The organism is Hymenobacter nitidus (genome assembly GCF_020447315.1).
Classification (GTDB): Bacteria; Bacteroidota; Bacteroidia; order Cytophagales; family Hymenobacteraceae; genus Hymenobacter; species Hymenobacter nitidus.
Genome location: NZ_JAJADQ010000003.1, coordinates 277,420 through 291,637 on the forward strand (window position 1 = coordinate 277,420; position 14,218 = coordinate 291,637).

8 protein-coding genes are annotated in these 14,218 nt (G+C 62.2%); 5 read left to right on the forward strand and 3 right to left on the reverse strand.

The window, feature by feature from the left end; translation table 11 throughout:
• Nucleotides 1-27: 27 nt before the first annotated feature.
• The 3 genes from LGH70_RS07195 to LGH70_RS07205 all read left to right on the forward strand — a co-directional run bounded on the left by LGH70_RS07195 (nt 28) and on the right by LGH70_RS07205 (nt 2,831).
• Nucleotides 28-1,266: an exo-beta-N-acetylmuramidase NamZ family protein gene (locus LGH70_RS07195; RefSeq protein WP_226184174.1), complete on the forward strand. Its 1,239-nt coding sequence runs from the start codon at nt 28-30 to the stop codon at nt 1,264-1,266.
• A 132-nt stretch (nt 1,267-1,398) separates the two neighbouring features.
• On the forward strand, nt 1,399-2,349 hold the full coding sequence (gene fmt, locus LGH70_RS07200; RefSeq protein ID WP_226184176.1) for a methionyl-tRNA formyltransferase: 951 nt from the start codon (nt 1,399-1,401) through the stop codon (nt 2,347-2,349).
• On the forward strand, nt 2,346-2,831 hold the full coding sequence (locus LGH70_RS07205; protein ID WP_226184178.1) for a dihydrofolate reductase: 486 nt from the start codon (nt 2,346-2,348) through the stop codon (nt 2,829-2,831). The genes fmt and LGH70_RS07205 overlap by 4 nt, the downstream gene beginning before the upstream one ends.
• Here the strand turns inward: LGH70_RS07205 and LGH70_RS07210 are convergent.
• The 3 genes from LGH70_RS07210 to LGH70_RS07220 form a co-directional block, all read right to left on the reverse strand.
• Nucleotides 2,803-4,071, reverse strand: a complete 1,269-nt coding sequence (locus LGH70_RS07210; RefSeq protein ID WP_226184180.1) for an acyltransferase family protein — start codon at nt 4,069-4,071, stop codon at nt 2,803-2,805. The two genes, LGH70_RS07205 and LGH70_RS07210, sit on opposite strands and share 29 nt — an antisense overlap.
• Nucleotides 4,072-4,324: 253 nt before the next feature.
• Nucleotides 4,325-9,493, reverse strand: a complete 5,169-nt coding sequence (gene porU2 / locus LGH70_RS07215; protein ID WP_226184182.1) for a putative type IX secretion system sortase PorU2 — start codon at nt 9,491-9,493, stop codon at nt 4,325-4,327.
• A gap of 72 nt (nt 9,494-9,565) precedes the next feature.
• A complete protein-coding gene (locus LGH70_RS07220) occupies nt 9,566-10,678 on the reverse strand; it encodes a putative type IX sorting system protein PorV2 (protein WP_226184184.1) in 1,113 nt (370 codons plus the stop codon).
• A 317-nt stretch (nt 10,679-10,995) separates the two neighbouring features.
• Between LGH70_RS07220 and LGH70_RS07225 the strand changes: the two genes are divergently transcribed.
• Both LGH70_RS07225 and LGH70_RS07230 read left to right on the forward strand, forming a co-directional pair.
• A complete protein-coding gene (locus tag LGH70_RS07225; RefSeq protein WP_226184186.1) occupies nt 10,996-11,355 on the forward strand; it encodes a PadR family transcriptional regulator in 360 nt (119 codons plus the stop codon).
• 61 nt (nt 11,356-11,416) lie between these two features.
• The gene (locus tag LGH70_RS07230) at nt 11,417-14,098 is read left to right on the forward strand and encodes a GIN domain-containing protein (RefSeq protein ID WP_226184188.1); all 2,682 of its coding nucleotides are present in this window, start codon (nt 11,417-11,419) and stop codon (nt 14,096-14,098) included.
• Nucleotides 14,099-14,218: the final 120 nt, after the last annotated feature.

Consider the following 14,218-nt stretch of genomic DNA (forward strand, 5'->3'; position numbering starts at 1 on the left):
CGTTCAGTTTCCTAGCTTCGTTTCCTGATGCCATCTTCTATCTTCTCGGGTCTGCTTGGCCTGACGCTCTTTGTGGGCGAATGTACGCCCTCCCCTGCCCGCTTAGCTAAGTCCGGCAGCACACCCGAAACGACCGTGCAGGCCGTAGGCCGGCCGGCGCAAACGGGGCTGCAAATGGGGGCCGCCCAGTTCGGCAAATACCTGCCCCAGCTGCAGGGCAAGCGCGTGGGCCTGGTGGTAAACCAAACTTCGCTGGTGGGCCGCGCCCACCTGGTGGATACGCTGCTCACCCAAGGAATTCAGGTGAAGGCCATTTTCGCGCCCGAGCACGGCTTCCGGGGCGAGGAAGCCGACGGCGCCACCATCAAGGACGGGCGCGACACGCGCAGCGGCCTGCCGGTGAAGTCGCTCTACGGCAAAAGCAAGAAGCCTTCGGTTGAAATGCTGGCTGACGTGGACGTGCTCATCTTCGACATTCAGGACGTGGGCGTGCGGTTCTACACCTTCATCAGCACGATGCACTACGTGATGGAAGCCGCCGCCGAGCAGGGCAAAACCGTCATCGTGCTGGACCGGCCCAACCCCAACGGCTTCTACGTGGACGGCCCGGTGCTGGAACCCGCGCACAAGTCGTTCGTGGGCATGCATCCCATTCCGGTGGTCCACGGCCTGACGGTGGGTGAGCTGGCCCAAATGATAAACGGCGAAAAGTGGCTGGCCGGCGGCAAGCAGTGCCCGCTCACGGTGGTGCCGGTGCTGGGCTACACCCACGCCACGCGCTATGAGCTGCCGGTGCGGCCTTCACCCAACCTGCCCAACGCCCACTCTGTGCTGCTGTACCCGACTATCTGTCTGTTTGAGGGCACCAATGTGAGTGTAGGCCGCGGTACGGATGCGCCATTTGAGCAAATCGGGGCGCCCACGCAGCCGACTACGCGGCCCCACAGCTTCACGCCCCGCCCCACCACCGGCTCGCCGCAGCCGCCCCTAAACGGACAGAAGTGCTACGGCCTGGATTTGCGCCAGCTGCCCATGGCTGAGTCCGGGGGCTTCACCCTGCGCTACCTGATTGATTTTTATAAGCAGAGCACAGCCAAGGACAAGTTTTTCGGCAAGTACTTTGAGCAGCTCACCGGCACCAACTCCCTGCGCGAAATGGTCATTGCCGGCAAGTCGGAAAAGGAAATCCGCAAGGCCTGGGAGCCGAAGCTAAGCCAGTACAAAGCCATGCGCCAGAAGTATCTGCTGTACCCGGACTTCCAGTAGTCTAATTCCTTGTCATTTTGAGCTTGCGCAGGCCCTTGTAGGATACGAACGATTTGTTCTCCCATGATAAGGATAAGGTCCTTCACTTTGCTCAGGATAACAATCGGCTTTAATTTATCATAACCCGCTTTCATGACTCCCCTCCGCCTCATCTTCATGGGCACGCCTGAGTTTGCCGTGCCTACCCTCGAAACCCTGCACAGCTGGTCCGGCTGCGAAGTGGTGGCCGTTATTACGGCACCCGACAAGCCCGCGGGGCGCGGCCGGCAGCTGGCCGAGTCGGCGGTGAAGCAGGCGGCGGTGGCCCACGGCATTCCAGTGCTGCAGCCCACGAATCTGAAGTCGCCGGAGTTTCAGGCGCAGCTGCGCGGCTACGCGGCTGATTTGCAGGTGGTGGTGGCCTTCCGGATGCTGCCCGAGGCGGTGTGGAACATGCCGCGCCTGGGCTCCATCAATATCCACGCCTCTTTGCTGCCCCAGTACCGCGGCGCGGCGCCCATCAACTGGGCCCTGATTCACGGCGAAAAGGAAACCGGCGTCACCTCGTTTTTCCTGCAGCACGAAATTGACACCGGCAATCTGATTTTTCAGGATGTGGTGCCCATTGCCGACGAAGACGACTTCGGCGCGCTGTACGAAAAGCTGAAGGCCGCCGGGGCCCAGCTAGCGTTGCGCACCGTGCAGGCCATTGCCGAAGGCACCGCGCCCAGTATTCCGCAGGCTACGGGCCAGGAGCTACGCGTGGCGCCCAAGATTCAGAAGGAAACCGGCCGCCTCGACGTGCAGCAGCCCGCCACCGCACTGGTGAACCTGGTGCGGGGCCTCTCGCCGGTGCCCACGGCTTTCACCCAACTGCCCGACGGCCGCACGCTCAAGATTTTCCGCGCCCAGGTGTTGCCGCAGCAGAATGATTTGACGGCGCCCGGCACCTGGGCCACCGACGGCCGTACCTATCTGCGCCTGCAAGCCGGCCAGGGCCAGCTCGAGCTGCTGGATGTACAGCTGGAAGGCAAAAAGCGCATGCCGGTCGTGGAATTTCTGCGTGGCTTCAATACTACCGTTCTAAACGTCCCCGCCGTATGATAGCCTTAGTCGTTGCCGTTGCCGATAACGGCGTTATCGGGCGGGATAACCAACTGATCTGGCATTTGCCCGACGACCTGAAACACTTCAAAAACCTGACGCTCAACCACCCGATTATTATGGGCCGGCGCACGTTTGAAGCTATTGGCCGGCCCCTGCCCAAGCGGCGCAACATCATAGTCACCCGCCAGGCCGACTGGCAGGCCGAGGGCTGCGAAGTGGCCTTTTCGATACCCGACGCGCTGGAAACGGCCCGCACCACCGACGAGGAAATCTTCGTGATTGGGGGCGGCGAAATCTACCGCCAGGCGCTGCCGGCGGCCGACACGGTTTACCTGACCGAAGTGCATCATGACTTCGAGGGCGACGCGGTGTTTCCGGATTTGTCGCCGCTGGAATGGCGCGAGGAAACCCGGGAGCGACACGAGCCCGACGATAAGCACGCCTACGCCTTTAGCTTCGTGACGCTTCGGCGGCGGTAACAGCCGGAGCTGTAGCCGCTTCTGCTTCTGGCAGCACTGCAGCGCGGGCCGGCCGAAAAAACGTGTGGTACAGCCACTGGGCCAGCCGGATACCGGGCAAATCGACTAGGCGGTACATGGCATAAGATACCAGCCCCAGCACGGGCAGCGACGCCAGCACCGTGAGACCTACGCTGGCGTGGTAGCCAAGCTGCGGCTGCAAGGACAGGAATACGGAGCTGGAAAACGAGCCCAGTACCAGAAAGTGCAGCAGGTAGAGCGAAAAGGAAACCGCACCTAGGCCGCGCAGCCAGCGTGTACTCAGGAACCGCTGCAGCCCCGGCAGGGCAAATACGGCCAGCAGCAGCAGGGCCGCACCCAGCAGGTGCCAGAGCTGGATAGCCCGCTCATTGCCCAGCCAGTTGGGTTGCAGAAAGCTATACATCGTGTCCTCCACCCGGATTACATCGGCCGTAGGATACGAGCCCAGAAACACAGCCAGCAGCAGCAGCCCGATGCCCACCCAGCGCCCGGCCGGCAGCTTCCGCGGCGCGTGGTGGCGCCAGTCGTTGAGCCCGAGGCCCAGAATAAAGCCGGCGTAATAGAAGTTGAGCTCCGACAAGCTTAGAAACAGAATGGCAACGCCGTACACCACGCCCCGGTGGCGCACCGCGCCAAAAAAGGCCAGCAGCGCAAACACGATAAAGGAGCCGAACAGCTCGATGCTTAGCGTCCAGAACACGGGGTTGTAGCTCGATTCGCCCCCCAGCGGAATGCCCACTACCAGGTCGTGCAGAATCTGCTTGAGGCCGGGCAGCTCGGCCCAGTACTCGCCGAAGCGCTTGGCCCCGGTTGTTTCGGCTACTTCGGTGTTCTGGTAGGCCCCGGCTACCCACAGCCCCAGGGCTACCAGGGCGGCAAACGTAACGGGCAGCATCAGGCGCACGTAGCGGCGGCAGGCCTGGGAACGAAGCACCTCCAGCTGGCCGGTGCGCCAGAATTTCTCACTGAGCACCAGGCCGCTGAGCACGAAAAACAAGCAGACGGCAAAGTTACCACCAATCAGAATATTGACCGGGCTGGCAGCCAGAGCCACTTCCACGTCCCCGCCAAGGTGGGCAAAGTAGGCGTCACCCGAAAGCAGCGTGGGATAGAAAAAGCCCGCGAAGTGGTGCAGCACCACGATGGCCGCAGCCAGGCCGCGCAGGCCGTCGAGGTAGCCAAGGGTGTGGGACGAGGAAACAGGCAGGGTTGCGGCCATAGGTGCGACGGAGCTTAGAAATGCAATAGAGCCTTACCGGGGCCCGGCCGGCTCGCCAGCTGGCGGTAGGTGGCCGGGGCCGCGCGCAAGGAACACGCCGCGGTGAGGGACGCCCGCATACTGACTGGAATTGTCATAGAGCTGAGGACAAATAAACTGGCGGGCGAGCTGCGTGGACCGGCCGGCCACAAAGTAAACGAGGCGGCCGGATATGGACGCCTCGTTTACTTTATTGTGAGTTGAAATCTGAATTCTAGCGGAGCAAGACGAGCTTGCCCCAGCCGTTCTTGAAGGCCTGGTCGGCCAGGGTGGTGCGGCGCTCAAACTGGCCTTTAGCGTCGTCGAGCACCACCCGATAGAGGTATGTGCCGTTGGCCAGCCGGTCGCCGTACTCGTCCGTGCCGTCCCAGCGGTAGCTGGTCACGTTGGTGCCAATGCGCAGGGGCCCCAGCTCCTGCATCATAATCTGCTTGACGACCTTGCCCGTCAGGGTCAGGACCTGAATCTTGAGGTTGCGCGGCAGCTCAGCCCCGGTGAGCGTAAAGACGAACTGGGCCGAGCTGGTGATGGGGTTGGGATAGGGAAAGAAGTTCGTGATGCTGCTGGCGTTGATGACCTCGAAGCTGACGCGGTAGTTCTCCGGGCCCGCAGCCCGGCCCGTGGCGTCGCGCCCCTGCACTTCCAGCGTGTACTGACCGTCCGGCAACGGCGTGTCTTCCCCGGGCTTGTACTCAATGCGGGCCGTGCCCTTGGCCGGGTCCGTCAGGAACGTGACGTTGGAGGCGTTCAGGTTTACTTTCTGGGGCGTGCCGTTGCGCGGAGTCAGCACCAGATCAAAGGCACTCCGGTCGGTGATGGGGCGCTGCTTGTCCTCATCGGTGAGCAGCACGCTGATGATAGGGCGGGGTGAGACGATGTCACCGTTGAGGATGTGCTGCCCGTCGAAAGCCACGTCCAGCACCGGCGGCACGCTGCGGTCCTCCACCGTAAAGGTGGGCAGCGTCAGCTCGTTGTTAAAGTAATACAGCTCCGGCAGACGGCTGCGGTTCTTATCGATGTTGAGGGTCACCGAGCCGCTGATGTCACCATACAAATCCAGGGGCATGCTGGCATTAAACGACACCGCGCCATTGGCACCCAGGGCGGGCACATCAATTTCCTTGGTGGTTTCCTTCGTGGCGTTGCGCAGCGTAAACACCGCCTTCAGCGGCGTGCCGAACGGCAGACCACTCACGTTCTGGAAAATAACCGGGATGGTGATGCTGCCACCTTCGGCCTGCTTGGCCAGAGCGGCGGCATCATAAATCGTCGGCGTTTTAGCTACCACCGAGTCGCGACGCACCAGGCCCTCGGGCACGCCCTGATAGGTGACTAGCAGCTGCTCCACCTGCGGAGCCGTGCGGTTCACTGTGTCCTGGAGCACGAGCTGCAGCTGCAGATACGGATAGTCCTTGGCCGAGACGTTGCTCAACGCATATTCGCGGCGCGTCACATTCGCCTCGAGCACCGTACGGCGCCCGTCGGCGGCGATGCCCAGCAGGCGCAGCGTGTAGCGGCCACTGAGGCCGGGGCGCACGGTGTGGTGCAGCGTGGTCCACTGCTGGGCCGGGCCGATGCGCGTGCTGGTCACTACGCCGCTGCCGCCCTGTGTCGTCATGGCTCCGCTGAGTGAAATGACCTGCTCGGCCCGCGGCACCGCACTGCCCAGGTCCGCCGTGGCTTCCCGGGCAGGCTGCCCACCGGGGCCCTTCTGCCCGATGAACACGAACGGGTCCCCATCCTGCAGCTGATTAATTTTCTGGGAGCCCAGAGCCGCCAAGGCCGCTTTCAGCGGAGCCGAGAAGGAGGAGAAGTTCACTTTGTTCACCGAAAGCAGGGCCACGTAGGCTCCCCGGGGCACATTCGTCAGCAAAGCTAGCAGCTGGGCCTGCCGGGCTGACGAGTTGATGTTGTCGGTAGCAGAGGAAGCAAACTGGTAGAACCGATTGGGCGCCGTGCCGCAGGAGTCGTAAGCCCCGGCCACCGTGCGCAGGGATTTTAGCGAGCGGCCGTCGAATATGCTCACCAGAATATTGGGGAAGGTCACGCCGCATTCCAGCACCGACAGTGGCTCATTATTAACCTGCAAACCGTAGGAATCGAGGAAGGTAATGCCACCGGTGCCGCCGCCGCGGGTTTGCAGGGTCAGGCGCTTGGTAATGTCGCTGAAGCGCCACTGCCCCCCCGGCCCGGCCACCTGCACCCGCTGCAGCTCGTCGCGCCCGAACTGCCCGTGGTGGCTCTGCGACCAGCCGCCTACGCTGCCCACAATCTGGCGGAAGGAGCTGGTCACCCACTGCGTATTCTCCGTGGGCGTGAGCTGGGTCTCGAAGCGCATACGCCAGTACCAGACCACACTGTCGCGGCCCGCTACCACGGGCAGCGTGGGGCGCCAGTCGGCCAGCAGCGGGGCCTGCACCCGGGTGCGCTGCACCAGCGGGCTGCTAAAGCTCAGGGTTGTGTCCAGCTCCACCACAAAGCCGCGCACCGGGCCCCGTGGGTCGTTGGTCTGCCCTACCAGCCGTGGCTTGGCCGTGCTCACAATAGCAAACTCCGGCGGGTTCAGCAGCGTGATGCCGTCCTGCAGGAAGGCGAAGCTGGTCGTAGTCTGGTTGTTCGACTCGTTTAGCTCATCGACCCGGTTCTGGTAATCAAGCGTGACGGTGAACTGGTTTGAGCCAAACGAGTTGCCCGAGTTTTGCAGTACCAGCGTGTAGGTGGTGTCGCGCAGGGCCTGGCGCAGGTTGGTGAACGTGTAGAGCGTATCGGCCCGCAACGGCAGCGTGGTAGGGTCGTAGGTGCGCTTCACCGAGATATCCAGTCTGTCGTAGGTCACCTTGCCGGGGTTGCGCACCTGCACTTCCAGCTTAAACTGCCGCGACGAGGTCCGGACCGGCTCGGTGCCGATCGGGGCTACCGTAACAGGCGTGGCCCCGAAGGCGAAATCGGGCTTGGCGGGCGAGAACAGGCGTACGGCCGGGTCGGCGTGCCACACGGTATTCATCAGGGCCGACTGCCCCACCGGGTTGTTTAGCGCACCATTCTGAAGGCGGCGGGCCACCTCATTCTGCACATCGGCTACGGGCTTGCCATACCAGGCCGCATCGTTGAGCAGCAACTGGTTGGTCAGCTTCTGAATGACGTGCATCGTGGACTCAAAGCCAAAGCTCGACTCCGACATAAAGCCAATCAGGCCCTTTTTGGGCGCCAGCAGCCAGTCTTCGGGGTAGAGCGAGGTGACGATGGAAAAGGAGTTGCCGGCGGCGCAGCCGTTGGCAAACATGATGGGATACTTGCCCCGGTTGTTGTAGCCCTTGGCCGGGTTGGTGCGCACGTTGCCCAGGCCCAAAGACAACTCCTGCGGGGAGCCGTGGCCGAAATAGTTGATGATGGCCAGGCCCGTGTTCAGCTCCGAGGCAATGTTGATTTCCTGGGGCAGCCCCAGCGTAGTCCGCGAATACGTTTTGACGACGGTACCGGCGAAAAACGGCTTTTCGATCTGCACCTTGTACTCGTTCAGGTACTCGGCAAACAGCTCAAACTGGTAGGGCTCCTCGCCGCCGCCCAAATGCAGGGCGTTCTTGCGCCACGCCAGGTCGGGGGTATAGGGCCGGCTGATGATGTCCTCGTGCTCCTTGAGCTTATTGAGGTAGTCGAGCACCTCGCGCGGGGTCTGGGCCGAAATCCGGCCGGTAGCCATGCGGGCCGCGTAGTCGTTGCGGGGCCAGTCGGCCGTGAAAAAAGCATCGGACGCGCCCCGGGTACTGGTGGGCACCAGGTCCCGCACCGTGGGCGAATAGCCCAGCGGGTTTTTGCGGTGGTACAAATTGCCATTGCCCACTTCGCCCGTAATCAGGCCCTTGCCCAGAAGCAGCAGGTACTTTTCGCGGGTGTTGGTGAGCATGTAGAGGCCAAACTGCCGGATGGCCAGCGCTGACTTCTCGCCGTAGTGAAACTGGTTGTAGAGTTGATCGGTGGTGACGACCAGCGTGTCGTAGCGCCCCCCGCCAGCCGAGGCGCGGTACTTGGCGTACTCGCGCACCGGGTTGAGCGTATCGCCGGCCGGCCTCATCAGAGCCTGGTGGCTTACGATCAGGAAGTTGTGCGCCGAGGGGGTGATGGTACGGAACTGCACGCGCTGGGCGGGCAGCGGCACCAGCGGCAGCGCCACGTCGGCCAGCAGCAGGTTGCGCGTGCGGGCGCCGGGCAGCGCGTTCGGGAATACGTAGGTGCGCTTGCGGCCCGCGCCGGCCACGCCCGTAATGCGCTGCAGGTTATAGGGGTCGGTAATATCGAAGCCCCGCACGGTGGCCGGGATGCTGTCGAGGGTGTAGTAGGCCGGGGCAGAACCCAGCGTGGAGTCGTTGCTGAAGCTGAAGCTGCGCCGGTTGGCCAGCCAGCGGGGTGTTTGCGGGAAGGTTACTTTCAGGTAAGCCAGGCTGACAAAGTTGTTGGCCGTACCGGGCGTGGCGGCCGTCACTACTTCCAACAGGACCTTCACCTGCCCATCTGCCCTGACATCCGTTCGCTGCAGGCGCTCCACAATTTTACGCTGCTCGAAGCCTTGCAGCACGAAGGTGCGAAATACGCGCCATTGGGTGCTGCCTTGCGGCATTACGTACAAGTTAACGGTGTGGGGCACCGCGCTGGCACCCACTACCATTACTTCCAGCAACGGCAGTGGCCCGGTAGTAGCGCGGCTACGGACCGAGTCAACGTAGAACTCACCGGCCGATACCACCCCGCCAAAGTTGTCGAAGCCCTTGCCGAAGTGGCGCGAAAGAAACCCTTCCCCAGCCTCGGCCCAGGGCTGATACACGTAATCTTCCAAGGCTACATCGTTGTAGCGCTCGGTCTGGACGGCCAGCTGGGGCTGCATCCAGTACGGCTGCTGACCACCCACGGGGTTCACAACGGGCTCGGCCATGCGTCGTCCGAGGGCGGAGTTGGAGTAAGTCAGAAAGTAGGCGGCCGTGTCGGTGTAAAGGCTGTAGTGGCGCTGGGCCTGGTCAGCGGCATTTTTGTACATGCCTTTGTCCAGGGCCCCGTCGTTGCGCTGCCCGTAGAACTCAACATACGTGCTGGCGTCCATGACCGTGGGCGAGGTGCCGCCCACGTAGATGGCCACCTGCTGGCCCCGGCGCCAGAGCTGCAGGCGCTGCGGGTTCACCCCGCTCAGGCCCGCCTGCGTCAGGTAGGCATAGTCCAGGCGGTAGATACCGTCCTGGGCCACTTGTATCTTGTAGTAGGGCTGCCCCGTCACAATCCACTCGTTGCCATACGGACCCGATTGGGCTTGGGCGCTGCCGCTGCCCAGCAACACCGCTCCTAGCAGAACGACGCACCAGCACAGCAGATGTCGAAATCGGTAAACGTTAGTCATATTCACAATATCTGGAAGTCTCTGAAATACCCAGGGGCCCAGGCGTCCGGGCCGGGGTGGCAAAAATCGGGCTTACTTGAAGCCGTAGCCCAACGAGACGATAACCGAATTGGTAGAGCCCTGGTCGCCCACCTTCTCGATGGCCAGCCGCGAGAGGGCCAGATCGAGGCGCAGGCCGCTGAAGGCCACCCCTACGCCCAGGCTGGGCTGGGGGCGCCAGCCGCCTTTGCCATCGAAGGATTTGGAGGCGTCGACCTTCTGAATGTTGCTGACGCCGCCGCGCAGGAAAATAAGGTCGCGGTAGCCCAGCTCCAGGCCCGCCTTGGGGTCGATGCTGACGGCACTGCTGGAAACCAGCGTGTTGCGCTGCCCGTCGGTGGTGATTTCCAGGTCGACGGCAGCCAGGGCCGTGAGCTGGGCCGGCAGCTTCACGGTGCGGCCCACGCCCAGAATAAAGCGGGGCAGCGTGATTTCGGTACTGTTAGCCGGAATGGGGTCTTCGCCGTTGGCCGTGCCCTTAAACTCGTCGGAGTTGATGGACCAGGCATTAAACGTGGTGGTAATGTCGCGGGCCATTAAGCCCAGGCGCCAGCCGCCCTTGTCGTACTGCACGCCGGCATCAATACCGAAGCCCCAGGCGTTGGCAAACTTGCCTACGTTGCGGTAGATAATCTTACCGTTGCCGGCCAGCTTCAGGCCTTCCACCGCGCCTATTTTGCGGGCGTAGGAGAGCAGCAGCGCGTAGTCGGCCACTGAGAAGTACGTAACCCGGTCGTAGGAAACCTGGCCGTACTCGTTCACCAGGGCGCGGGTGTCGGCAATGTTGTCGACGCCGACGCGGATGATGCTGGCTCCGATGGCGCTCTGCTCATCTAGCGGCATGGAAAAGGCCGCGTAGTCGTTCTTGACAATCCCCGAAAACAGCTCCGAGTGCATCAGCACCGCATCGTACTTGGCTTTCTGATTCAGTAGGCCCGCCGGGTTCCAGTAGCCGGCCGTGGCATCACCCACCAAGCTCACCTGCACGTTGCCCATGCCCAGGGCGCGGCCCCCGACCCCAATGTTGAGAAAGTCGTTGCTGTATTTAGGGGTCAGGTCCTGTGATTGGGCCGCAGCCGTCGTGGCCAGTCCCAGGCTTAAGCCGGCGCCCACGAGTGCGGGAGCAATTCGGAAAAAGTGCAGCATAGAGTTGTAATGAATAAAAAAGGGGTTTGTCCGCAGCAGCAACGCAAGATACTTATTAATAGTGCGCGGGCGAATTTGGGTGGGGCAAGCTGAGCGGGGTCAGTCAGACAAAAACCCAATTCAGACCTCGGAAACACGGTTTCATCCCGGCTATTTACCGTAGTACGCGGCCTTTTGGATTGGCGGCGCGGATACTTTTTTCACCCCACCGGACCTATGTTATACCCAGTACTAAAAATAAATTCGACAAGTACCTTGCGTCGCATAGTACCTTCCATTATCTTTGTTTCATTCTTCACCGATTTCTGCCCCAGCCCATGAAAGTAGAGAACACCCAAGTGCAGATGCGGAAGGGCATCCTGGAGTTCTGCATCCTGGAAATCATTGCCCGCGGCGAGGTGTATGCGTCAGACATGCTGGAGGAGCTCACCGCCGCCCGCATGATTGTAGTGGAAGGCACGCTCTATCCACTGCTGACGCGCCTCAAAAATGCCGGCTTGCTTGATTATACCTGGAAAGAGTCCACCTCCGGACCGCCCCGCAAGTACTACACGCTCACCCCCGACGGCCAGGATTTTCTGCACCAGCTGCGCCTGACCTGGGAGGAAGTGCAGGATTCGATCCGCATCATCCGCCAGAAACCTCACCTCAATGGCGCCGCAACCCCACTGCCGTAGCGGCAACTAGTTGGCCCGGCCCATTCCTCCTTTCGAGTTACTCTTGATTTGCAGCACTGAGATGAAAAAGAATATCAGCATTAACCTCCAAGGCCTCATCTTCCACATCGAAGAAGACGGCTACGATGTACTGAGCCGCTACCTGGCCGAAGTACGGGCGCACTTTTCCGGCTACCGGGGGCACGAGGAAATCGTGGCCGACATTGAGGCGCGCATCGCCGAGCTGTTTGCCGCCCGCACCTCCGCCACCAAGCAGGTCATTACCCTGACCGACGTGCAGGAGATGGTCGGCAAGATGGGCCGCGTCAGCGACTTCCAGTCGGCCGATGAAGCCGAGGAAGAGGAAGAAGCTCTGGCCGGCGGCCCCGAGGTGTACACTAGCTACGCCAAAGCCGCCGGGGCCACTGCTTCGGCCACAGCCACCGACACGGAGCCCAAACGCCTGTACCGCGACATGGCGCACCGCAAGATTGCCGGGGTAGCCGCCGGTATTGCCCGCTACTTCGCCGTCAACCCGCTCTGGATCCGGCTGGGCTTCCTGACCCTGCTCCTGCTGCCCCCCGTAGCCTTCGACAACCACAACGGCCACAATGACTTCGGGGGCAACTTGTCCGGCTTCTCGCTGCTTGTTTACATCATTCTTTGGATTGCCCTGCCCAAGCGCTACGACACGATTTCGGCCGAGGATGATCCGACCTTTAAGAAGCTCTACCGCGACACCGATACCGGAAAAGTCGGTGGGGTATCCGCTGGCCTGGCGGCTTACTTCAAGGTCGATGTGGTGCTGATTCGGGTGCTGTTCGTGGCCTTCGTCTTTGCCGGCGGCTTTGCCATCCCACTCTACATTGCCCTCTGGATTCTGCTGCCCGAAGCCAAAACCGTATCCGACCGGATGCGGATGCGCGGCGACGCCCTCACGCTTTCCAGCCTCGACAGCAACCTGCGCAGCAACCCGGACGGCGACCCCGAAGTGGGCGGCAACAACCGCCCCGTGGGCACCTTTCTGGAGAACTTCTTCCGCAACGTGCGGCCCTTGCTGAACTTCATCGGCTCGGCCCTGCGCATCTTCATCGGCGTGATGATGACGATAGTGGGCTTCGGCTTCCTGCTCACGCTGCTTATCACCCTGGGCATTGGCCTGGGCCTGATTCCCGAGTCGCAGAACTTCGTCATCGGCGACATAACGGCCAGTGTGCTGATGAACACCGTGCCTACCTGGGCGCTGCTGGCCTTCTTCCTGCTGACGGCCATTCCGGCCCTAGCCATGATGCTGGCCGGCCTGGGGCTGCTGCTGCGCCGCTCCATTCTGAGCCGCACCGCCAACCTGACCATGTTCGGCCTCTGGCTGCTGGGCGTAGTGGGCGTGTCGGTGGCCATGACCCAGATCAGCCGCAACTTCCAGGAGGAAGCCCAGGCCAGCCAGACCCAGCGCTTCGCCGGTTTCGGTGCCTCGCCCAGCCTGTATCTGGATGCCCGTAGCGTAGACCGCGGCTCCGACCAGTGGGTGAACGTGAAGCTGGCTCCGGCCGACAGCGGAGCGGCCGTCGAAGTAGAGAAAATCTTCTCCGCCAGCGGCATTACCGAAGAGGAAGCGCGCCAAACGGCCGTGAGCACCATTGCCTACTCCGTGCGCCAGAGCAACGACTCCACCCTGCTCTTCGACGACCACTTCTCTTTCCGGGCCGGCGCTAAGTTCCGCGGCCAGGACCTGGACGTACTCGTGCGCCTGCCCCGCGACAAGACCTTCCGCCTCAGCCGCGACTTCTCTTACATGCTCAATGACGAGAATTTCGTGAACGACCAGAAGCCTAACGACCCGGAAAACCACCGCTACCGCCTGCGCGGCAACCAGCTGGAGTGCATCGGCTGCACCGGCGAGGACCTGGAAGACGACTTCAGCCGCTTTGAGGACGAGGAAGAAGAAGCCGCGGAAGCGGACTCGACCGATACCACCGTCAACGTGGATGCCGACGGCGAGAGCTACCGGATTCGGGTGGACACCGACGATGACGAGGACGGCAACGTGGGCGTTGATATTGACATTGACGACAAAGGCTTCTCGGCCGACCCTAGCCGCTACGGCACCGGCCGCCGCAGCTTCGATGTGCAGGGCTTCCGTAGCATTGAGGCCAGCGGCGCCTACCGCGTGTATGTGCGGCAGGGTCCCGAGTTCAAAGTGGATGCCGCCGGCTCCGACCGGGACCTGCGCAACCTGCGCGTGGAAACCAACGGCGACGAGCTGATGATCCGCACCCGCGACCGGAACTCGTTTATGCCCAGCCTGAGCTTCAACCGCAAGCCCGTACTGATTCGGGTGCAGATGCCCGACCTAACCAACCTGGACCTCAACGGTGCCTGCGAGGCCAACGTGGCCGGTTTCAAGGACCAGGCCCTGCGCGTCGAGCAGTCGGGGGCGTGCTTCGCCAAGCTGAACGTGAATGTGCCGCGCCTGGACCTGGACCTGAACGGCGCCTGCCGCGCCGACCTGCGCGGCTCGGCCACCGACCTGAACGTGGAAAGCTCCGGTGCCTGCTCGGTGCAGGCCCTGCGCATGACCACCCAAACCGCCGACTTCGACCTGGCCGGTATGAGCAAGGCCCGGGTGAATGTGGCCAACCGCCTACGGGCGGAGCTCAGCGGCGCCAGCCGGGTAGAGTACGCCGGCTCGCCCAGTCGGATTCAGAAAGATCTGTCAGGCTCCTCGCGCGTCGTGCGTCTGAAAGGCAACGACACCAACGAGTAGCACTTTTCAACAACACACTGACAGACAACACGCTACTCCATTTACCAATGCTTTCACGCGGTGCTCACCGAGCAGCGCGCCTCCTTGGCATTATTATTACGGCTAGCCGTATGCCGGTCA